The organism is Leptotrichia sp. oral taxon 417, from assembly GCF_013394865.1.
Classification (GTDB): Bacteria; Fusobacteriota; Fusobacteriia; order Fusobacteriales; family Leptotrichiaceae; genus Leptotrichia; species Leptotrichia wadei_A.
Map to the genome: position 1 here is coordinate 668,559 of NZ_JABXYV010000001.1, position 22,339 is coordinate 690,897.

The 22,339-nt window shown below is 34.3% G+C and carries 11 protein-coding genes; 5 read left to right on the forward strand and 6 right to left on the reverse strand.

What is annotated here, in order from left to right:
* Positions 1-4 precede the first annotated feature (4 nt).
* Entirely contained in the window at positions 5-739 is a 735-nt protein-coding gene (locus HW276_RS03270) for a metallophosphoesterase family protein (RefSeq protein ID WP_178937398.1), read from the reverse strand.
* Positions 740-775: 36 nt separating this feature from the next.
* On the reverse strand, positions 776-2,197 hold the full coding sequence (locus HW276_RS03275) for a phospholipase D-like domain-containing protein (protein WP_178937399.1): 1,422 nt from the start codon (positions 2,195-2,197) through the stop codon (positions 776-778).
* A gap of 747 nt (positions 2,198-2,944) precedes the next feature.
* Between HW276_RS03275 and typA the strand changes: the two genes are divergently transcribed.
* Positions 2,945-4,753 (forward strand): translational GTPase TypA, encoded by a 1,809-nt coding sequence (gene typA / locus HW276_RS03280; protein WP_178937400.1) that lies wholly within the window; start codon positions 2,945-2,947, stop codon positions 4,751-4,753.
* Positions 4,754-5,004: 251 nt separating this feature from the next.
* Here typA and HW276_RS03285 read toward each other — a convergent pair whose 3' ends face one another.
* The 3 genes from HW276_RS03285 to HW276_RS03295 form a co-directional block, all read right to left on the reverse strand.
* On the reverse strand, positions 5,005-6,003 hold the full coding sequence (locus HW276_RS03285; protein WP_178937401.1) for an ABC transporter substrate-binding protein: 999 nt from the start codon (positions 6,001-6,003) through the stop codon (positions 5,005-5,007).
* 83 nt (positions 6,004-6,086) lie between these two features.
* Positions 6,087-7,721 carry an AAA family ATPase gene (locus HW276_RS03290; RefSeq protein WP_178937402.1) on the reverse strand — a complete coding sequence of 545 codons (1,635 nt, stop codon included), beginning with the start codon at positions 7,719-7,721 and terminating at the stop codon, positions 6,087-6,089.
* A gap of 162 nt (positions 7,722-7,883) precedes the next feature.
* Positions 7,884-16,193 (reverse strand): autotransporter-associated N-terminal domain-containing protein, encoded by an 8,310-nt coding sequence (locus tag HW276_RS03295; RefSeq protein ID WP_178937403.1) that lies wholly within the window; start codon positions 16,191-16,193, stop codon positions 7,884-7,886.
* 597 nt (positions 16,194-16,790) lie between these two features.
* On the opposite strand from HW276_RS03295, the gene HW276_RS03300 reads away from it, so the two are divergent.
* The 4 genes from HW276_RS03300 (at position 16,791) to HW276_RS03315 (ending at position 20,304) form a co-directional block, all read left to right on the forward strand.
* Positions 16,791-17,258 (forward strand): CopY/TcrY family copper transport repressor, encoded by a 468-nt coding sequence (locus tag HW276_RS03300; RefSeq protein ID WP_178937404.1) that lies wholly within the window; start codon positions 16,791-16,793, stop codon positions 17,256-17,258.
* Positions 17,259-17,379: 121 nt separating this feature from the next.
* Complete coding sequence (locus HW276_RS03305) at positions 17,380-19,608, forward strand: cation-translocating P-type ATPase (protein ID WP_178937405.1); 2,229 nt, start codon at positions 17,380-17,382, stop codon at positions 19,606-19,608.
* Positions 19,609-19,675: 67 nt separating this feature from the next.
* The gene (locus HW276_RS03310; protein WP_178937406.1) at positions 19,676-19,933 is read left to right on the forward strand and encodes a type II toxin-antitoxin system Phd/YefM family antitoxin; all 258 of its coding nucleotides are present in this window, start codon (positions 19,676-19,678) and stop codon (positions 19,931-19,933) included.
* Positions 19,930-20,304 carry a type II toxin-antitoxin system death-on-curing family toxin gene (locus HW276_RS03315; RefSeq protein WP_010125713.1) on the forward strand — a complete coding sequence of 125 codons (375 nt, stop codon included), beginning with the start codon at positions 19,930-19,932 and terminating at the stop codon, positions 20,302-20,304. Before HW276_RS03310 ends, HW276_RS03315 begins: the two co-directional genes overlap by 4 nt.
* Before the next feature lie 94 nt (positions 20,305-20,398).
* Here the strand turns inward: HW276_RS03315 and HW276_RS03320 are convergent, their stop codons facing one another.
* Positions 20,399-22,318 (reverse strand): fructose-specific PTS transporter subunit EIIC, encoded by a 1,920-nt coding sequence (locus tag HW276_RS03320; RefSeq protein ID WP_018499155.1) that lies wholly within the window; start codon positions 22,316-22,318, stop codon positions 20,399-20,401.
* Positions 22,319-22,339: the final 21 nt, after the last annotated feature.

Sequence of the window (22,339 nt, forward strand, 5' to 3'; positions counted from 1 at the left end):
AATTTTAACAATGTACGTAAATTTCCCTTTTGCCCTTTGATTTTTTGTTTTTTACTTCCATACATCCCAATGAATGTGTGAAAAATGCACCGCAGTCAATGTCATAAATTTTGCCAGACTTTTTAGATATTTTACCATCCAGATTTGGTGTATGTCCAAAATATATATTTTTATTTTTATACTCTTCAAGAGTATTTTTCTTATCCATCCAAAATTCTTCCCGTGTCCAAAGCACATTTTCCCTTTCCTGATTTTCCAAATTCTTGCTTAAATCCAGCCCCGCATGAACAAAAATATTCTCATTCCCACAAACTATGAGCGGACAATCCTTTAACCATTTTATCAGCCATTTTACTTCAGCAGGAAAATTTTCCTTATGCCATTTCTCTATATTTTTCTTTTCAAAATATTTAGAATTTTTATAAATTGAATACTCTGTTTCATAATTCAATGGATAATCATTTTCAAAATCTTCCAGAAGCATATCTTCATGATTTCCCAAAATAAACTTCAGATTATATCCAAGTTTTATCATTTTCATGCATTTCATATAAATTTCATAAGATTTTTTCCCTCTATCACAAATATCTCCTAAAATTAAAAGTAAATCTTCTCTTTTCAACTCGATTTTTTCAAGCAATCTTAAAAATAAGTCATATTGACCATGAAGATCAGAAATTGCAAATATTCTATCGTAATTATTTTCATCTATTCTTTCAACCTTAACTCTGTTTTCCATAGGAATCGCACTTCTTTCATTATATTTAAAAATTTTTTAAAAAGCTCCAAATCCATTTACTTCCATAAATCTGAATAACATGTCATTCATAAATTTTTCATTTTTTTGTGTATCGTAGGGTAATGTAAAGTCACCATCTCTGTTTGTCCATAATCTGTCATAATAGTCTAAAATATCTTTTGAAACTTTCTGGTCGTAGGCTGACATTATTTTCAGCTCATTCTCTAAATTATAGTTTCTCATATTTCTTCTTGTAAAGTTTGTGGATCCGCCGTAAGTTATCAGATAATCCTTTTTCAGGATTGACATCATTTTTACATGGTACATTTCTTCGCCTTTGTTGTAAAATTTAACATTGATGTCATAGCCATGTTTTCTTGCATATTTCATCAATTCTCCAGCCGCCGCTTTGTTTGGCAGTCCTGCTTCTGCATTATTTAATATTATCTCAAATTTTACTCCACGTTTTGCAGCCTTTCTAATGTCATTTATTATTCCCCTGTCTGCAAGGAAAAACTGGGCAATGATGACTTTATCCCCAAACTGCGTGTTTTTTAGTTCTTCTGAAATATCCTTAGCTGTCGCATCGTTTGTAAAATATTGTATTTTCAGCTTGTCATTTGATGAAAATGGAATTTTGCTAAAATCCTTGTTTGGCAATGTTCTTTTTAAACTTCCATCTTTTTTAGTAATTTTTGCAACTGGCTTTTCAGCATTGTAAATTTCTTTTAATATCGGCGCTGAAAATTTGAATGCTACGTTTGAATGTTTTGAACCTTCGGCATGCGGATTTGCTGATGTCAGCAAGGCAGTATTTTCATTCATAATCAGCTTTCTATGGTCTGCTTTCGCATTTAATGCTCTTAAAAGGCTACGAATTGTAACTTTATCCGTTCCTTCGTAAATCGGATTTTTTATTTTCCCACGATTTTTTGGATTTCCAAAAGGCTGTATAAATAGCCGCCATGGCACAGAATAAACAAGCATCGGATCTCTCAGCTTCATCAAATCAACATACCCAATTTTTACTCCAGCCTGCTCCAGTTTTTTATGCATCTTATTGTCATAAGCCCCGTAAAACGTATTGCTTTCATCAAGTATCAGGTAAATTTCCACATTCGGATCTTTTTTCCGCTTTTCCAGTATCTTTTCTGCAAATTCTTCTGCAAGCGGCAACGGATGCAACTTTTCTTCCACTCCTTTCCCAACAAAATCATTAAACACAAAAATATCCATCAGGAAAAAATCCTGCGCCTCATCTAAAATCTTATAAGCCTGATCCCAGATCTGTCTTTCATAATGCGTTTCCCCATCTTTCTTATAAGTCAAATCATAGTAAAAATCCACATTATCCGCATTATAAACCTGACTTTTCATTGAAAGCCCTTCTGAAAGCGGAGTACAGGAAAAAGTTCCCAATAATAAAAATACAAATATAAAAATAATTTTTTTGCTCAAAATAAATTCTCCTTTAATATTTTTTTCATAGACTTATTTAATAATCTATAATTTATAAATTATTATTACCTTTTTCTAATTATAACAGTTTTAAAAAGTTTTTTCCATAAAAATAAAAAATAAAATTTCAGTAATTGACATTTTTGTAAAATATGTTATAATAAATACGTAAAAGACCTTTAAGGGGAACTTTATATAACGTTAAAAAAATATGCCATAAATTAGGCTGGATTTTTCCAGTCTTTTTTGTTATAATAATTAAGTGAATTTTGGCATGATTCACGAAACGTTATATAAAGGAGGTAGTGAGATGGTAGATTTCATTGCGATATTTATTCTGTTTGTAATTGCTTATTATAGCTTGAATAGATAGAGAATGAATTTCACCTCTGCTCCTCAACCCTTAGGGGTCTGAAAATATTTGACATTTTTGTAAAATATGTTATAATAAATGTGAAAGAAACCTCTATGGGGAATGTATATGATTAAAAAAATGCCATAAATTAGGCTGGATTTTTCCAGCCTTTTTTGTTATAATATTTAGGTGAGTTTTGGCAGAACTCATAAATCATATACAGGAGGTAGTGGGATGGTAGATTTCACTGCAATATTTATTCTATTTGCTATTATTTATTATAGCTTGAATAGATAGGACATGAATTTCACCTCTGCTCCTCAACCCTTAGGGGGGATAGTAATTTTAAAATTTAAGGAGGAAATATTAACAAGGAATTGTTAAAATAAAGGATGAACAAAATTAAAAATATTGCAATTATTGCGCACGTAGATCACGGGAAGACAACTCTTGTCGATGCTTTATTGAAACAGGCGGGGACATTTGGGGAACATGAAAAAGTAGATGAAAGAATTATGGATAGTGATGATTTGGAGAAGGAAAGAGGGATTACGATCTTTTCTAAAAATGCTTCATTTCATTATGACGGATATAAGATAAATATTGTAGATACTCCAGGGCATGCGGATTTTGGTGGAGAAGTTCAAAGAATCTTGAAAATGGTGGATTCTGTATTGCTTTTGGTGGATGCTTTTGAAGGAGTTATGCCACAGACTAAATATGTGTTAAAACAGGCATTAGAACATGGACTTCGTCCAATTGTGGTTGTTAATAAGATTGACAGGCCAAATTCAGATCCTGATGCTGTTGTGGATTCTGTATTTGATTTGTTTGTGGATTTGGGAGCAAATGATGTTCAGCTTGATTTTCCAGTAGTTTATGCATCGGCTAAAAATGGGTATGCTAAATTGGAATTGGAAGATGAGGATAAGGATATGAAACCGCTTTATGATGAAATTATGAAGCACGTTGATGATCCTGAAGGTGATGTGAATGAACCTTTGCAAATGCTTATTACAAATACAGAATATGATGAATATGTAGGAAAACTAGGAACTGGAAGAATTTATAACGGAAAAATTGAAAAAAATCAGGAAGTTACGTTAATTAAAAGAAATGGCGACTTGGTAAATGGAAAAATTACTAGAATTTATGGATATGACGGACTTAAAAAAGTTGAAATGGAAGAAGCGTTTGCAGGAGACATTGTAACAATTGCAGGAATTGAAAAAATTGACATAGGAGAAACTGTGGCAAGCAAGGAAAATCCAAAACCATTGCCTCTGATTGACATTGATGAGCCAACGCTTGCGATGACTTTTGTTGTAAATGATTCGCCATTTGCTGGACAAGACGGGAAATTTGTAACTTCTAGAAATATTTTGGAAAGATTGCAAAAGGAAGTAAATCATAACGTAAGTATGAGACTTGAAATGACAGACTCGCCAGATGCCTTTATTGTAAAAGGAAGAGGAGAACTTCAATTATCTATTTTGCTTGAAAATATGAGAAGAGAAGGCTACGAAGTGGCAGTTTCAAAGCCTGAGGTTATCTTTAAGGAAAAAAATGGACAGAAAATGGAGCCAATTGAACTTGCAATTATTGATGTTGCCGATGAATTTGTAGGAGTTGTAATTGAAAAATTAGGACTTAGAAAAGGTGAAATGGTAAATATGAATCAAGGAAGCGACGGCTACACAAGACTTGAGTTCAAAGTTCCATCACGTGGATTAATTGGATTTAGAAATGAATTTTTGACAGAAACTAGAGGAACAGGAATTTTAAATCATTCTTTCTATGAATATGAACCTTTTAAAGGAGAAGTTACAGGAAGAAGAAGAGGTGTTTTAATCGCAATGGAGCCTGGAACAAGTCTAGGTTACTCATTAAACAACTTGCAGCCACGTGGAATCCTATTTATTGGGCCAGGAGTTGAAGTTTACGAAGGAATGATAGTTGGAGAACATTCAAGAGAAAACGACCTAGTTGTAAATGTATGTAAAGGTAAAAAACTTACAAATATGAGGGCTGCTGGAAGTGATGATGCTGTGAAATTAGCGCCTCCAAAGGAATTTACATTGGAATTGGCACTTGAATATATTGAAAATGATGAGTTAGTGGAAATCACTCCTAACTTTATTAGACTTAGAAAAAAATATTTGAATGCTAATGAAAGAAAAAAACAAGAAAATAAAAACTAAATATTGGAATAGATTTACTTAGCGGGATATAAAATTCATTGTCTGGGTAAATAAAAAACATTTTTCAATAAATAAAATTTAACAACAGACAGCAAGAAGTCTCCCTCTTCTACAAGTGGGAGTAGTTCACCATAAAATAAAAACTGGAGTTATTTAAATTTAAACAATTCCAGTTTTTTTGTTAAACTTATCTAATATTTAAAAAAGTCTTTAATCTTATTTGAAATAGAACTATCAAATTATTTTTAAAATTATTTTTTAGTTTCCACCATTTTAGCCTGCTTTAAAATGCTGTCTGGTATTTTTATCCCCAATAATTCCATATTTTGCTTATTAATTTCAATTTGTAAATTTTTAACAGTTTCTATTGGGATTTCACTTGGTTTTTTACCTTTTAATAAAATTTCAGCTGCAATTTCTCCAGAACGGTAACCAATGTTATAGTCGGTAGTTCCTTGGGAAATTAGCCCTCCTGCATTTGAAAATACGTTATTTGTAGCTAAAACTGGTATTTTTGATTTATTAAACACGTCAAGTATTGCTGCAAAATATGAAGCCACCGTATTGTCTTGAATAGCATAGTAAATATCAATATCTTTTGCAATAAGATTTGCAGCCGCAACCATTTCTGTACCATTTGTAACAGCCTTTTCAACTACTGTAAATCCATATTGCCCCGCTAACTTTTTCAAATTATTTACTTCAGAAACCGAATTTTGTTCAGATGAATTATAAATTATCCCTATTTTCTTAGCTCCTGGTAACAACTCTCTCATTAATTTCAAATTTTCAATAACTGGTGCCGCCCCGCTTGTCCCTGTAACATTAGGAATCCCTTCAAGTCCTGCGCTTTTAGGATCTGTAACTGATCCAAACACAACTGGTATTTCACTCCCAACCTGATTTTTAGCCGCCTGTGCCGTTGGAGTAGTAATCGCAAAAACTAGATCCTTTTTATCCGCTGCAAACTGCTGCATAATCAAAGTCTGGTTACTCATATCATTATTTGCAATTTTGTCATCATATTCAGCCTTCACTCCAGCCTTCGCCAACGCATCCTTAAATCCTTGCTTTGCCGCATTCAATGCTGGATGATCCACAATTTGCGACAGCCCAATTTTATAAACCTTTTCACTAACTTTGGAATCCTTTTTTTGCTCTTGAGAATCATTACCATTTTTATTCCCGCAAGACAAAAGCATCCCTCCTAACATACCGAATAACAGTACACCTCTCATAATTTTTTTCATCTTTTTTCCTCCTAAAATAAATAATTTTTAATTTGTATTACTATTTTACCATATTTTTCAAAATTTTCCATTAAATATTTTCTTTAAGAATAAAAAACCTTAACCATTTTCCCACAAAATGCCACCCCAACCAAAGTAATATCCTCAATCCCCCTATCCTTCAAAGCAACATCATATTTTTTCTCAATAATTTGCTCCACAGCTTCCTTTGAAACTTTTTCAAGACTGCTTTCATCCTTCGTAACCTTAAATTCCAGTATAAATCCCCTATTATTCTTATTTTTTGGCTCTATCATCAAATCATATCTCCCAAGTCCAGATTCTTCATTAGACTTAACATAATAATGATTATCCAAGTAAAACATCATTCCTAAGACCAATCCATGATAAAAATCCTCATTTTTAGTATCGTTATAACTAGTCGACTTTAGCAAAATATTCTGCAAATATTTTTCAAAATAGTTAAATTTCAGCTTTTTAAGTGATTCCATTGTCTTCCTAAACAAACTTTCCCCAAAATTCACCTCAATAAACTTCTGCCTAAAAAACTCCCTAACTTCCCGATTAGGCAACCTCAAAGAATACACATTCTCATAATCCTCCCCAATCTTCTCATCAACCGTCAAATACCCGCTAAACAAAAGCAGTTCCCAAATTTCCTCCTGCCCAAGCAATACAGACAAATCAGAGTTTCCATTAATATTTTCTTCTACACTTTCTCCTGAAAATAACTGTTCCAAAGTTTCCATTGTTTCAGCATCTACATTTTTTAAAATATCATTAATAAGGAAATTTCCAGAAGAATTAATCCAGTTGGGAGCCAGTTTTTTGTCAAAAAGAAAATTTAAAATGCTCCATGGATTATAAACTTCAGAATCTCCAAATTTGTAGCCGTCATACCATGATTTAACATCAGAAAGCTTAAATTCAATATTGTAGTCACAAAGTGCCTTTTTTACTTCTTCTTCAGTAAATCCAAAAAATTCAGAATAATGATTGCTTAAAATAGAATAAATTCTTAGATTATTTAAATCTGAAAAAATACCAGCCTTTATAACTCTTATAATTCCTGTCATAATCCCCATTTTTAAATAGGAATTTGTCTTCAATGCTTCCCCGTAAAAAACTTTGTAAAAATTAATGGCTTCATCATAATAACGGTATTCATAGGCAGAAATTAAAGGACTGTCATATTCATCAATTAAAAGCACCACTTCCTTCTCGTATTTTTTATACAGCACCTTTGTCAAAAAAACCAAGGATTCTTTCAGTTCTGCCAAATCTGCTTCTGCCGACAAATATCTTTTAAATCTTGTTGAATCAAATTCATTCAGATCATCTAAAATATATTCAAATTCTGAAAACAGCCTTGCAACTAATAATCCAATACTTCTTTTAGCTTCCTCCCAAGTATTTGATTTAATCCCTTTTAGCGAAATAAAAACTACTGGATACTGCCCTTGTTCTGAAAAATGTTTAGTTTTCTCAATATCTAAGCCATTAAACAATTCTTTATTTTCTTTACTATTATGAATATCAAAAAAATATTTTAGCATTGACATATTTAAAGTTTTTCCAAATCTTCTTGGACGTGTAAAAAGTTTTACTTCCGCAGCATCATCTAAAATTTGAGAAACAAACTTAGTTTTGTCAATATAATATGCATCCATTTCTATTAATTTTTTAAAATCATCAATACCAACAGGAATTTTTTTCATTTATTTACCTCCTAATGTTAAATCTATTTAAATTTTATCTTCTTTTTTACACTATCATTTTACCATATATTTTAATTTTTTCATACAAAAAAAGAAGAGCCGCCATCTCTGGCAGCCCTCCCCCCGTTTTGTTTAAGCTATTTCTAACATTCCTAGAATTTATTAGTATAATACTTTCAATCCTAATCCTGCTCTGAAGTTGTGTCCTTTTGAGTCGTATCCTGTGTTTACGTTGAATCCGAATCTTCCGTTGTCTAATCCTAGTTTCAAGTCTGATTTGAAGTTTCCTCTCTTGTCTTCCTTGTCCCCTCTGATTCCGAAGTAGTCTGTCCATGCTCCTACGATTCTTGCTTCGTTTTCAACATCGTAAAGTTTTCCGATTTCGTTTTCATATGCAAATCCTAAGCTTGCTGTCAAGTTTGAGTTCTTGAATACTTCCTGGCTGTATCTGAAGTCAATTCCTACGCTTGGCTTAACTGATACGTAGTCGTCGCTCTTAACGTTCAATGCCATGTCTCCATTTTCATGGATTGATGAGAATCTTCCGTATTCAGCTCTGATTCCTACATTTGGAACTATGCTGAATCCGTCATTTATTACAAATGCCTTTTCAAGTCCTGCGTTAAGTCCTGCACCATAAGAATAGTAGCTTGCTTTCGCTCTGAATTCTTGATCTACTACCCAGAATCTACGTTTCATGTCGTTTCTTCCAAAGAATCCGTCTCCACCTAGGCTAAGAACAAATGTTCCGTTCGCATCAAGAGGGATTGTCTTGAACACTCCAACTTTAGCCATTGCTTGGTTTTCATAAGATTTAGATAAATCCTTGAATGTGAAGTAGTTGTTTACTACACCTGCTGACCATCCTGATGATTGTCCAAGTCTTACAGTTTCATCTTCATGAACGAATGCAAATCCTCCGGCATTGCTGTACCAGTCAGGCATTCCTGCTGTATCTGTCTTGAACTCGTTTCTTTGTCCAAATGCCTTGAACTTGTTAGAATCCTTAGAAACATTTCTGTCGCTTCTTAATCCGTTCATTTCTCCAGTCAAGATATCCGATGTAGATTTAATTCTTTGTTGAACTCCACCATAAATGTGACCTCTCATTTGGTCAAACGCTTGAGCCAAGATATGCCCTTCTCCGTTACCTAAGCTGTTCAATTTGTTGAAGATAACTTTTTCAGCACTTTCTTGTTTTGCAATTTCGTAAATGTTATCCAAGTTGTTTGTGAAGTTTACTAGAGACTTATCATTGTCATAAGCGAATGAATGATAAGGAACTTTACTCATGTAAATTTCTGACAATTGGTTGTTAGAGTCAAGTTTTGCTAATACTTGCCAAGTCAAGCTTCCTGAAAGAACGTTTACTTTTGCTCCTCCTGGCAATCTTGACAATGCATCGTTAAATGGCTTCAAGATGTTGCTCTTAGTTACAGTTCCATTTGCATCAACCTTGTCTCCAATTCTAATTGCTTTAGAGTTTGTATACATTGTCGCTTCTGGTCCGAAGTACAAGTCAACTTTTCCTAATTTAGGCAAGTTTTGGATTCCGTCAATTGGGTTAGTGTATCTAACTCCTGATGTATCAACATACATTCCGATTGATGTTACTTCTGATAATGGGTCTTTGTATGCATGTTCCCATACTGGGTTACCCCATTCGTTCTTAGCTGAAAGGTCAATTATTCTTGTTCCTCCAGTTTGGATGCTGCTGCTTACTGTTACAGTCTTAGCCCAGTCTCCAGGGTTTGCCGCATCAGTTTCAATATTGAAGATTGGAGTGTCAATTCCGTCAACGCTTACCTTAGTTATAGGCACGATGTCTGGAGCTGTTATAGTTGTTCCGACACCTGTTGTCTTAGGATTTCCGCTTGTTCCTTCTTCAATTGAGCTTTCTGTTCCTCCGTAAAGGTCTGTTCCACCTTTTCCGTTAGTTTGTCCTGCTGTTACTGCAGATGTTGAAGTGTATCTTGAATCTGTTGACTGAAGAACTTCTGTTGGATTTCCGTTTGCATCTACAATAAATCTTGATCCATCAGTTACGATTCCGTAAGATCCTGATCCTGTTACATTAATATGTCCATAGTTCTTAATGTAACCTCCATTAATTGCTACTACCCCTTTCAAGCTTTGGGCATTACCTTCGATGTTTCCATAGTTTTCCCCAATCGCTCCACGGTCTAGGTACATACCAATTGCGCTTTCTCCTTCAAGACGGATATTACCGTAGTTAATTGCCCTAGATCCAGCACCAGTTGCGAACATACCGATACCTTCTTTTTCCTTAACGATAATATTTCCTTTGTTTACAATGTATCCTTCTTCTGTTGTCTTGTCAAAGTTTCCATCTGTCTTGTAATGGTTTCTACCTGCTGCCATCGCTGCTGAGTATTCCATATTTACAGTGTCAGACATACCTGTAGTAATTGTTCCGTAGTTTGTTGAAGGAGCACTTGTATTTGCTGAGAAAATACCTACGTTTCCGTATCCTCTTGCCACATTGTTGTTGTCAACATCGTATTTAGATCTCAAGTCAATTGTTCCATAGTTATCCATTGAACCTTTAGTATAGTAAGCTGTGTTGTAGTCTCCGTTCATTGATACATTAGCCCAAGATTTACCTCTTGATTCAGTATCTGCTGAATAGTAGTATACTGAGTTTCCTTGTTCCTTAGTTTCTTCTGGAACTTTAGGATTAGATGGAGCTGTTGACTTAATTTGTCCTCCTGCATTCTTGTTAGAAGCCAGCACAATTGTTGGAGCATCTGTTGGAGATCCTATTGTTACATTTGTTGTAGGTCCTCCATTCTTTTCAGCCATAACGATACCAAAAGAGAATCTGTCAATATCCATGTCAGCACTTACATTAATATCTCTTGCAATGCTTCCTTTATCAATATATACCCCAATTGCAGAGTCAAGTTCTCTTGGCTTGTCTAAACTAGATAACAAGTCGTTTGCATTTGAATATTGTCCATTTTGTCTATCAATAGGGTAAGCCCCTGGCGCTGTTGAAACTCCTGCTGTAGTTTGAACATGTCCTAAAACTGTGTCATTACCAACTAACAATTTAGTATTCTTAATATTAACATTTCCGTCTCCAGAGTAAATACCGTAGTTGTTTCTGTTAATTGTAATCTTAGACTTGCTTCCATCTTCCTTAGAGTCAGTATTTACATTATATCCGTAAATAGCCCAGCTTCCGATATTCTTATTATTTGTAGAATCTCCAATTGTAATATCTCCACGGTTTGTGATAGTTGTATCAAGTTTGTTAGTAGAGTTTGCAAAGATTCCTACATTAACTTTCTTCATATCTTCAGAAGTAATTTGGCTTGCTTGATGATCTAATGAATCTTTAAGTTTAATATTACCGTAGTTTACAAATGTTCCCTTATTAACTACTGCACCGTAAGCTCTTACATTAGTCTTAGATTTATCTTCTTCAATGTTACCTCTGTTAGTTACAGTGTCTGCACCATCATTAGTATTTACTAAGATACCTGCGATTCCTTTTGTAGTACCTGTTGTAGTACCTGCTTTTTCTGCTTGCAATGATACATTCATATCAGCTTTATTTGTAAATTTAATATCTAAGTCATTTGAAGCTGTTGTTAGAGATGTTCTCTTACCACCAAATGCCATAGCAAATCCATTTTTATTACTAGAACCATCGTAATTGTAATTAAATGTTTTTTGATGGTTCGCACCTGTAGCAACTTCAGAATTATCAGTTACCCAAAGTCCAACTCCATTGTCTTTAGTTACAACTGTAAAGTCTTTTGAAGTAAGATGAACTTTTACATTTTCTCCATAAATACCTATACCATTTTCTTGAGTAAAGATATCATTAGTAGCTGTTGTAAATTGTCCAAGAGTACCACCAAAGCTGTTTAATGTAATTTCTCCACCATTATAATTAGGATTGTTATTAACCAATGCAATACCTACTCCACGACTATTTGTAGGTGTAGAAGTTGGTGTACTTTGCAATATTAATCCAGCTGTTCCTAATGCTTTGTTATCATAGTTAATTGTTACATCTGATTGATTAGCATTATTATTATTTTGTCCATAAATACCTACAGCTAAATCTCCATCTACAGTAATCTTACCTTGGTTAGTAATAGCTAATTTATTAGCATAAGCATTGTTTTGAACGTCAAGTAGTCCTGTATTTGACACACCTACAATACCATAATTTTCTCCAGTTGGATCAACTTCTGCAGTTCTTCCAAGATTTGTTCCCGCTGTTTTAGCATTTGCTGGAGCAGCATATTTACCTGTTACTGTAATTGTACCACCATTTAAGTTTGTAAGAATACTGTCATTAGTTCCAACCATTCCATTTCCATGATCAACATCTATTGTACCAGTAGCAGCATTTTCAACTGTACCATTTATAACATTTAATGCAGTAATTGAATTAGTAGAACGTCCACCTGTTACATTAACACTTCCTTCATTCCAGAATCCAGACTCAATATTCTTAGTTTTTCTCCAAACAGGATTTACAAGATCAGTAGAATCCCATCTATATAGAGAGTTATTCATACTAAGACCAGCATTGTTAACTTGATAATTAGTTTTATTATCGTATCCTTTCAAGTCTCTATTTGCTATGTCCCCAGTAATATTTTTACCAGAATCAATCGTTACTCTTTCACTTTCCATTTTTATATCATTGAAAGTATCATTTGAACCAAGTGCTTGTCCTTCTGTAACTTCAATATCTTCTAAGTTAACATCTTCTTGTATTCTTAAACTTCCATTAATCAAAGTGGTATCAATTCGTTTAGCATCAGCTGCACTTGTACCATTTTTAAGTACCATTTCACCAGCATATGCTCCTAATCCACTTAAAAAGTTTGTTGTTGGTGTTGCTGGAACTCCAGTTCCTCCAGCCTTAGCAGCAGTCCATACTATCTCATCTTTAGCTTGATTAATAAGTCCAATTACAACATTATCTGACTTAATTTCTGCTGTAACTTTACTCATACCTCTATATTTAGCAGCATTCCATTTTTCACCTTCAACACCAGCTACTGGTTCAAGAACCTCTTTGTGGTAATCTGAATTAGCAAATCCTCTGTTATTTTCATATCTATTACCATACGCATTTCCCGTTAACAATATACCATCATACATATTAATTGTTGTAGCTTCATTAAATGTAATTGCTGCTGTGTCATTTGAAACAGAACCTGTACTATTTCCATTTGGTCTTCTAGTTACATAGAACGGAGCTTTATTTGTATGATCATTTGCTGTTCCAACATCTACTCCTAATCCTCTTCCTTTTCTTACGTCAGTTCCATCTGTTATAAATTCTCCAACATTATTTTGGTGAGTAATTTTACCATTAAATTTAATTTGTCCATGATCAGTTGCATAAAGAGCTCCATTTTCACCACTTACTACATGTATAGACCCTTTATTTGTTGGAGTAGTACCATCAGCAACTGGATTTGTACCATCAGCAAATTCTACCAATGATCCTTGACCTGTAGCATAAGCACCCATACCATAAATCAAAGATTGTGCTGAAGTAGCTGGATCTTCTTTCGAAGAACTCGCAGCTGTTGCTTTTTGTATAAGAACATAACCACCGTTAGTTGCTGCTGCTCCTATATTATTATAAGTTGCTTTTTTATCAGCAGTTGATACTCCTGAAGCAGATGGATTTAACACAAGATTATCAGCAGCTGTTATATTTCCTTGAATTTTAACTGTTGAAGCACTAGGATAAGTAGGACTTAATGTATCTGTTACTTTTCCATCAGCAAAAGCGATTATTGAGTTATATGCTCCCGCTCTCGTATCTCTAGCTGTTCCTCCAACTGCTATAGGATCTGCAGTAGAAGTAGTATCATATCCTTGTAAAATATGTCCGCCATTTGCAGCCCAGAACGCAACACCATTTTTAGCTACCATATCTACCGGAGCATCAAATACTATTGTTGAGGTATTTTTAGCATCTAATGTTGTTTGTGTTCCATAAAGTAGAGGATTGAATGGACCGTTAGCATATCCCATAACAGTATTATTAGAAACATCTCCTAATTTAACATTTGTGTATCCTCTTAATAATCCAGAAGCTCCCGATACATAACCATCTGTAATTACTCCACCATTAGCAGTATTAGTTACATTAACTCTTGTACCATTATTAGCATAAATCAACGTAGAGTTATTTGCAAATCTTCCAAAACCTACATTAAGATCTTTAATTGTAACAGCTGGTGCAACTGTAGTAGCTGTTCCAGTAAAGAATGATTTACGAACTCCTGATCCTTGTCCTGATGAAGCAAGAACGGCAATATTATTATTAACAATACTACCACCTGTAGAATTTCCACCACTCATGGCTCCTTGTATTCTAATCTCTCCACCAAATACACCCGTTGCACCACTACTTTGGCTAGGATTTTGAAGTGCCACAATTATGTTGTTATTTCCTCCCATTTGGACATCACCTAATGTAAGTTTTCCATCGTCAACATAAGCTAAATTATCAAAAGTAATATTATTATCTCCTGTAACATATATTCTACCTTTATTACTTACAGCACCATTATACTCTAATAAATTATCAGTTCCTACAGCAGTAGCAGAAGATCCATCTCCATTAGTAATAGTTAACGAAGCAAGGGTACCATTATTTACTTTATATACAGAGTTTTTAGAACCACTGAATACAACATCTACTGGTCCTGTTACAGATACAGTTCCTCCGCTATTACCTTGAAAATTGAATGCTATATTATTAGAATTACTATTTCCATATCCTCTAACAATATTACTTCCGGCAAATGTCATATTTGCTGTTGCGGATCCTGCGTTAACAACATATCCTGCATTTCCTGTAGTATTACCGTTGTATAATTCAACATTTACATTGTTAACTGCATATGTTGAACCACCATCTAAATAAGCAAATGATCCTCCTGGACTGCTTTGCCCAATATACACATTAAGATTTGTAAGATTTCCAGTACCACCACTACCATTATAAACTAAGGTAGATCTATGTCCTGTTGTGGGGTATCCATGATGACTTGCATCAAAAGAATTTTTAAAATGGTCAAACCAAGTAGTATAATTAGCATTTACCTGATCATTTATTATAGCATTTATTACATTTTTGGCTGCTGCAGCCGCACCTCCGTCAGCAACTGAAACAGTTGAAGTATGCCCACCTGCTGTTACAGTATAGGAAACAGTAACTGGAGGAGCTCCTACTGTATTCGGAGTTGCACCTGCAACTAAAGCATTATAGGTATTACCTGTTCCTAATATATCCTGACCTTTACCAGTTGTATCAGCTGTATAATAATTGTATGAATTTGTTTTGAAATCTGAACTGTCAGTAAAAGTCCAACGAGTGTTACCACTTGCATCATAAACTGTATAATCACCATAACTTCTGTTAGAAATATAGTCATAACCTGTTGTTAGGTTATGCCCAGCAGCATATCCTCCAGGAGTATAATAAGTACTACCTGCACCAGTATTTGGAACAGGACTTCCTAAGCTATATTGCACACTTGATTTCCAACTTGAAAGTGGGTTCCACCATGAATAAGTGTTTGTTAGATGAGTTCCACTGTAATATGTTGAATTATTTTCAGTATATCCATTTCTCATCCAACCACCAGAAATTGTAGTCGTTGTAGTTCCTGGATATGTATCATTAGCTGTTGTACCTGTCCAACCATCATAAGTTCTATGATGGCCTCCTATTATAAAAGTACTGTCAGTACCCCACCCTGTCTTCTCAGCTCCCTCTGAATTTATACTTGTAAGCGTTGGTGTTCTCATAGCATAACTTTGAGTTGGAGTGTAAGTACTTACATTTTCCCTCACTCTTATTACTGGATTAAATGCAGGATTATTCGGCATATTAATATTATCCAATCTTTCAGGCACATAAGGTTTATAAGGCTCATGCACATTAGCCGGATTAATTGTCAATGAGTTTGGCTCTTGGTTACGAGGAATATTCAAGTTAGTTGCCCCATATAAATGTTTATCCTTGTCAAACACATACTTAGTCAAGTCATTGTCTCTTCTATAGTATTCAAGGTATTTTCCACCTCTACCTCTATAAGTTGTTCCCCAGTCATTGTTAGTAAATCCTGTTCCGAACTGGAATGATGCCCATGGGCTCTTTATTACCTGATCCCCTTGTTTTAGAAGCTGAACAAGTTCGCTTTGGGCTCCTTTTAGTGATTTTTCGTTTTCTTTTCTTGCACGCATGAATGATTGCCGCAGATCAGTTATTGCGTCATAAGTCTGTGCAGTGATTTCCTGCTGTTCGCTTGCCACGTCAGCATGAAGCTTTGGCGCAATTGTTAAAAGTCCTGTTATCAAGAAAGAGATAAGCAGGCTGTCAGAATAATGTACATCTTTACATCTTTTTACAAACGATCGCAAGTCCTTTGCAATCTGTCGCAGATTATTACTCATTTTTTCCTCCTAAAATTTGTAAATTTACAGCCGCCCATAAAAGCCAAGTTCCAATTAATCACCTTGACAAAGGTTACTTCCCCTTGCCAGCGAAGCAAGATTTCTTGCCCCAGGTTCTTAATTTTCACGGTTTCCAGCCTTCACAGCCGCCTATTTTTTTTAGACATCCTTGCAAGATGCCTAAAAAGTATCAGAATAGCCTTATTTTTCAAAAAACCTTTCAAACACCCTCAACAAAGTCCAGCAAATCCTGGTGGGAATGGGGGCGGATGAGGGGGAGTCCTTAAGGGGGGCCATAGAGGACTATTTTAATACTAAATTTAATGTTTTGTTTAAAATAATAAGTTTTAGTAAAATAATTTATAACTTAATTTAAATAATGTTTATAATAAATATTAAATATATTTGATGATTATTTTTAAATAAATTTTAGTGAAGTGGTAAAAAATTATTAATAATAAAAAAAGACTAGAAAAATCTAGTTCTTGATGTTTGCTATTTTTTATATATAAAAAATACTTGACAAAAAACGATTACTGTTGTAAACTAATAGTATATAAGATTACAAATGTAAACATTTTAGATGAGGTGGTGATTATGAAAGAGAGTAGCGGAATTGATCAGAAATGGCATATAACTGATGCAGAATGGGAAGTAATGCGTGTTGTATGGGCAAATAACGAAGTTACGAGCAGGTTTGTGGCGAAGGTGCTTTGTGAGAAGATGAGATGGAAGCAGGCTACGATAAAGACTTTGTTGAATAGGCTGCTGGAAAAGGGGGTTTTGAAAAAGAGGGAAGTTGGGAATAGGTATATTTATTCGACGGATTTTACAGAAAAGGAAGTGGCTAATAGTTATATATTGGGGACTTTTAATAAGATTTGTAAAACGAAGGTTGGGGAGATGATTGGGAAGGTTATTGAGAACAGTGAGCTTAGTTTTGATGACTTGGAACTGATTTTGAAGGCTGTGGAGGAAAAGAGGAAGACGGCTGTGAAGGAGGTTTTGTGTGACTGTGTGAAAGGGCAGTGTAATTGTGGGCATAATGGGCATAGGCATGTTTGAAAATATAAAAAAAAAATAATTTGTTAAATTTATAAATTTTTTAAGTAATTGTAAAAGTAAATTATTAAAAATTAAGAAACAGTAATATTTTTGACAGTAAAGTTTAAGAGGAGGAAAAAATATGGCAGAAAAAATTTATACAGTAACTGGGATGAGCTGTGCGGCTTGTGCTAATGCTGTGGAAAAGGCGCTTAACAAGAATGAGGATATTAATGCTTCGGTTAATATTGCAACTGAAAAATTGAATGTTGAGTATGATGAAGGAAAGTATGATTTTGATAAGATTAGGAAAATAGTGGAATCAGCTGGGTATGGGCTAGTTGAAAATATGACTGAGGACAGGAAAGTTGAGCTTTATCAGGAAAAGATAGCCAGTTTAAAAAAGAGACTGATTTTGGCGGTTGTGTTTGTTATTCCGCTTTTGTATATTTCGATGGGACATATGCTTGGGGCGGCACTTCCTGAATTTTTGAATCCTAAGGTAAATGCGCTTAATTTTGCGTTAGCGCAGTTTGTGCTGACTTTGCCTATTATTTATGCTGGGAGAGATTTCTTTTCGCATGGTTTTAAAAATTTGGTAAGAAAATCACCAACAATGGATTCGTTAATTGCAATTGGAGCGACAGCGGCGATACTTTATGGAATTTATGCAACATATAGAATTGTTACTGTGGATCCTGAAGCGCACATGGATTTGTATTATGAATCGGCTGGTGTAATTATTACGTTAATTTTGTTTGGGAAATTATTGGAGGCAAAGACAAAAGGGCAAACTTCATCGGCAATAAAAAAACTTATCGGACTTCAGCCTAAAAAAGCTAAAATTATTGAAAATGGTGTGGAAAAGGAGATTTTAATTGAAAATCTGAAGGTTGGAGATATTGTGATTGTAAAGCCTGGGGAAAAAATTGCGGTTGATGGGAAAATTGTGGAAGGTGCGACTTCTGTGGATGAGTCAATGTTGACTGGGGAAAGTTTGCCAGTCAGTAAAAAAGTTGGGGATAAGGTTGTTGGAGGAAGTATTAATAAAAATGGAAGTATTAGATTTGAAGCAACTGAAATTGGGAAAAATACAGTTTTGTCACAGATTATAAAGCTAGTTGAGGAAGCGCAAGGGTCGAAAGCTCCGATTTCACGAATGGCTGATGTTGTGGCGGCGTATTTTGTGCCGATTGTTATTGGAATTGCGACAATTACAGGAGTTGCCTGGTTTGTGAGTGGAAGCGGATTAGTTACTGCATTGTCGTTTTTTATCGCCGTACTTGTAATTGCATGTCCGTGTGCATTGGGACTTGCGACTCCGACATCAATAATGGTTGGAACTGGAAAAGGTGCTGAAAACGGGATTCTTATTAAAAGTGGAGAAGCTCTTGAAACAACATATAAAATTAAAACAATTGTATTTGATAAAACAGGAACAATTACTAAAGGAAAGCCTGTATTAACTGATTTGATTGCTTATGGAAATTACAAGGAAGATGAACTTTTAAAAATTGCCGCAAGCGTGGAAAATGATTCTGAACATCCGCTGGCAGAAGCGATTGTAAATGAGGCAAAGGGTAAAAATATTGAAATTAAGCCTTATGAAAAATTTAGGGCAATGCCAGGTTATGGGATTCGTGCGACTTTTGAAGGCAAGGAAATTCAAATTGGAAATAAAAAATTAATGGAAAATAAAAAAATTGATGTGGAAATTTCTCAAAAGGAGTATAATATTTTGTCAAATGAAGGAAAAACTCCAATGTATATTTCGATTGACAATGAATTGGCAGGAATTGTTGCAGTTGCCGATGTTATTAAGGAAACAAGCAAAGAAGCCATTGAAAAATTGAAAAAAATGGGAATTAAAACAATAATGCTTACAGGAGATAATGAAAAAACTGCGGAATTTATAGCAAAGCAAGTAGGAATTGATGATGTAATTTCAGAAGTTCTGCCTTATCAAAAATCTCAAAAAATAAAGGAGCTTCAGGAAAAAGATGAATTTGTCGCAATGGTCGGAGATGGAATCAACGATTCGCCAGCATTAGCCCAAGCAAATGTAGGAATTGCGATAGGAAATGGAACAGATGTGGCTATAGAATCAGCTGATATTGTTTTAATTAGAAACGATTTGCGGGATGTGGCAGGAGCAATTGCATTAAGCAAGGCAACAATTACAAATATAAAGGAAAATTTATTCTGGGCATTCTTTTACAACATACTTGGAATCCCTTTTGCAGCTGGAATATTTTATGCATTTTTCAATGGACCGAAGTTAGACCCGATGATTGCAGCTTTTGCAATGTCATTTAGTTCGGTGTCAGTTTTGGGAAATGCTTTGAGATTGAAGTTTTTTAAAGTTAAGTAGTATTTTTAAAAAATAGGTTGAATTTATCCTATATTTATGATATTATATTTTATAAGAGGTGAGTAATATGAAAGCAGAATTAGACAACTTAGTTTCAATGAAGGAAGCTAATCAAAATTTTTCAAAAGTGGCAAGAATGGTAGATGCAAATGGATCTGTTGTTATTTTAAAAAATAATACCCCAAAATATATTTTAGTTGATTACAATTTAGCAAAAGAAGTTGAAGAAGAACCAGTAAAATTTGCAGAAGATAATGAATTGGAAATGGTTTCATCTAAAATTTTAAAGAAATACAAAAAAACATTTGAGGAATTGGCAAAATGATTCTTTTATCTGAAAAGCAAATATTAAAACTTCATTCTGAACTGGTAGAAAAATTTGGAGGAATTGATGGAGTTAGAGATAAAGGTTTAATTGAAAGTTCAATAAATAATGTTTATCAATCTTATTTTGGAGTTGAAAAATATCCAACAATAGAAGAAAAAGCTGCAAGATTATGTTATAGTTTTATTAAAAATCATGCTTTTTTAGATGGAAATAAAAGAATTGGAATTTATGTTATGATGGTTCTTCTTGAGTTAAATGGAATTAGTTTAAATTGTTCTAATGATGAACTTACAGAATTGGGGTTAAAAATAGCAGATTCTAGTATAGGATATTCTGAAATTCTTGAATTTATTTATAAGTTCAAGTAATATTAAAAATTTATTTATAAAAAAACCGTTTTAAATGAATTAATCAAATAAGACGGTTTTTATTTTGTTTTTAAATTAAAATATATTTAAAATTTTATCCTTCTTTTATGGCAGGTTTTAATGCTCCTAAAACAATAGCCGAAACAATACTTCCAATTATAACTGCTACTAAATATAGGAAGAAGTTGTTGCTTAATGCCATTACTAGGATTCCACCATGTGGAGCAGGTATTTTTATATTAAATAGTCCTGTTAATGCTCCTGCGATTGCTGAACCTACGACACTTGCTGGTATTACTCTTGTTGGATCTGCTGCTGCATAAGGGATTGCACCTTCTGTGATGAATGAGAATCCCATAATGTAGTTTGTAAGTCCTGCTTCTCTTTCTTGTGCAGTAAATTTATTTTTAAATAATGTTGATGCTAATGCGATTGCAATTGGAGGAACCATTCCACCAGCCATAACTGCTGCCATTGGTAAACTTCCACCAGATGTCATTGTAGCTGCCAATGTTCCAGAACCAAATACATAAGCTGCCTTATTTACAGGTCCACCCATATCAATAGCCATCATTCCACCAAGAACTGCACCTAATAGAACAGCACTTGAACCAGACATTCCATTTAACCAAGCATTTAAACCATTGTTAATTATTGCTGCAAATGGATTTATAACAAGTACCATTGCTACACCTGTGATTAATACTGATAAAACTGGATACAATAATATCATTTTCAATCCGCTTAAAGATCTTGGCATACCTGATAATGCTTTTACTAAACCTTGTACAACATATCCAGCTAAAAATCCACCAAGCAATGCACCAATAAATCCAGAACCACCAGCTGTTGCGATAGCTCCTGCAACTAGTCCTGCCGCTAATGCCGCTCTTTCACTAATACTGTAAGCAATATATCCAGCTAATACTGGAACAAACAATCCAAATGCCTGTCCGCCAATATCTTTTAACATTTTAGCTAGCGGTGCTTTAGAACCGTATTCTGCTCCAGCTCCACCATTACCAGACAATGTATCAACTAAAAATGCCAATGCTATCAAAATTCCACCACTTATTACTAACGGAAGCATATATGAAACTCCACTTAATAAGTGTTTGTAAAGTCCTTTTTTCTCAGATGAAGATGATTCAGAAGAATCTGCAGTTTTTGAACCGCTTGCATGGAAAATAGGGGCTTTTCCATCTAAGACCTGTTGAATTAATGCTTTTGCATTGTTAATTCCTTCTTTTGCTTCCACTTGAATTAACGGTTTTCCATCAAATCTGTCAACTTCGATATTTCTGTTAATTGCCAAAATTACACCGGTAGCTTTTTTAATATCTTCATCAGTCAAGACATTTTTTCTACCATCCGCACCGTTTGTTTCAACTTTTATATTTATTCCCATTTCATCAGCCGCTTTTTTTAGTGCTTCTGCCGCCATATAAGTATGGGCAATTCCTGTTGGGCAGGCTGTTGCTGCGATTATGTAAGGAGCATTTTCATCAGTTGGAGCTTGTGCAGTTACAGCATCTTTCTTTTCTTCTTCTGCAAATTTTTCTGCTTCAGCTTTATTAATGATTTCCAGTACTTCATCAGCTGTCTTTGCATTTTCAAGAGCTTCCTTGAAATCATCATCCAATAATAATTGTGATAATCTTGCAAGTGTTTCAATATGAGTGTTATTTGCGCCATCTGGAGCGGCAATCATAAAGAACAATGTTGCAGGTTCTCCATCCAATGAATCGTAGTCAATTCCTTCTGGTTTTCTACCCATTGCAAGCGCAGGTTTTTTTACATATTTTGTCTTAGCATGTGGAATTGCGATTCCTTCACCAATTCCAGTTGAGCTTTGAGCTTCTCTAGCCATCAATGCCTCTACATATCCATCATAATCATTCAGGACACCTGTTTTTTCGTGCAGTCTGGCAAGTTCTTTAATTATATCTACTTTAGTTGTAGATTTTACATCTAGACTGATTCTATCTTTAATCAGTAAGTCAGATATTTTCATTTGTACACCATCCTTAATTTA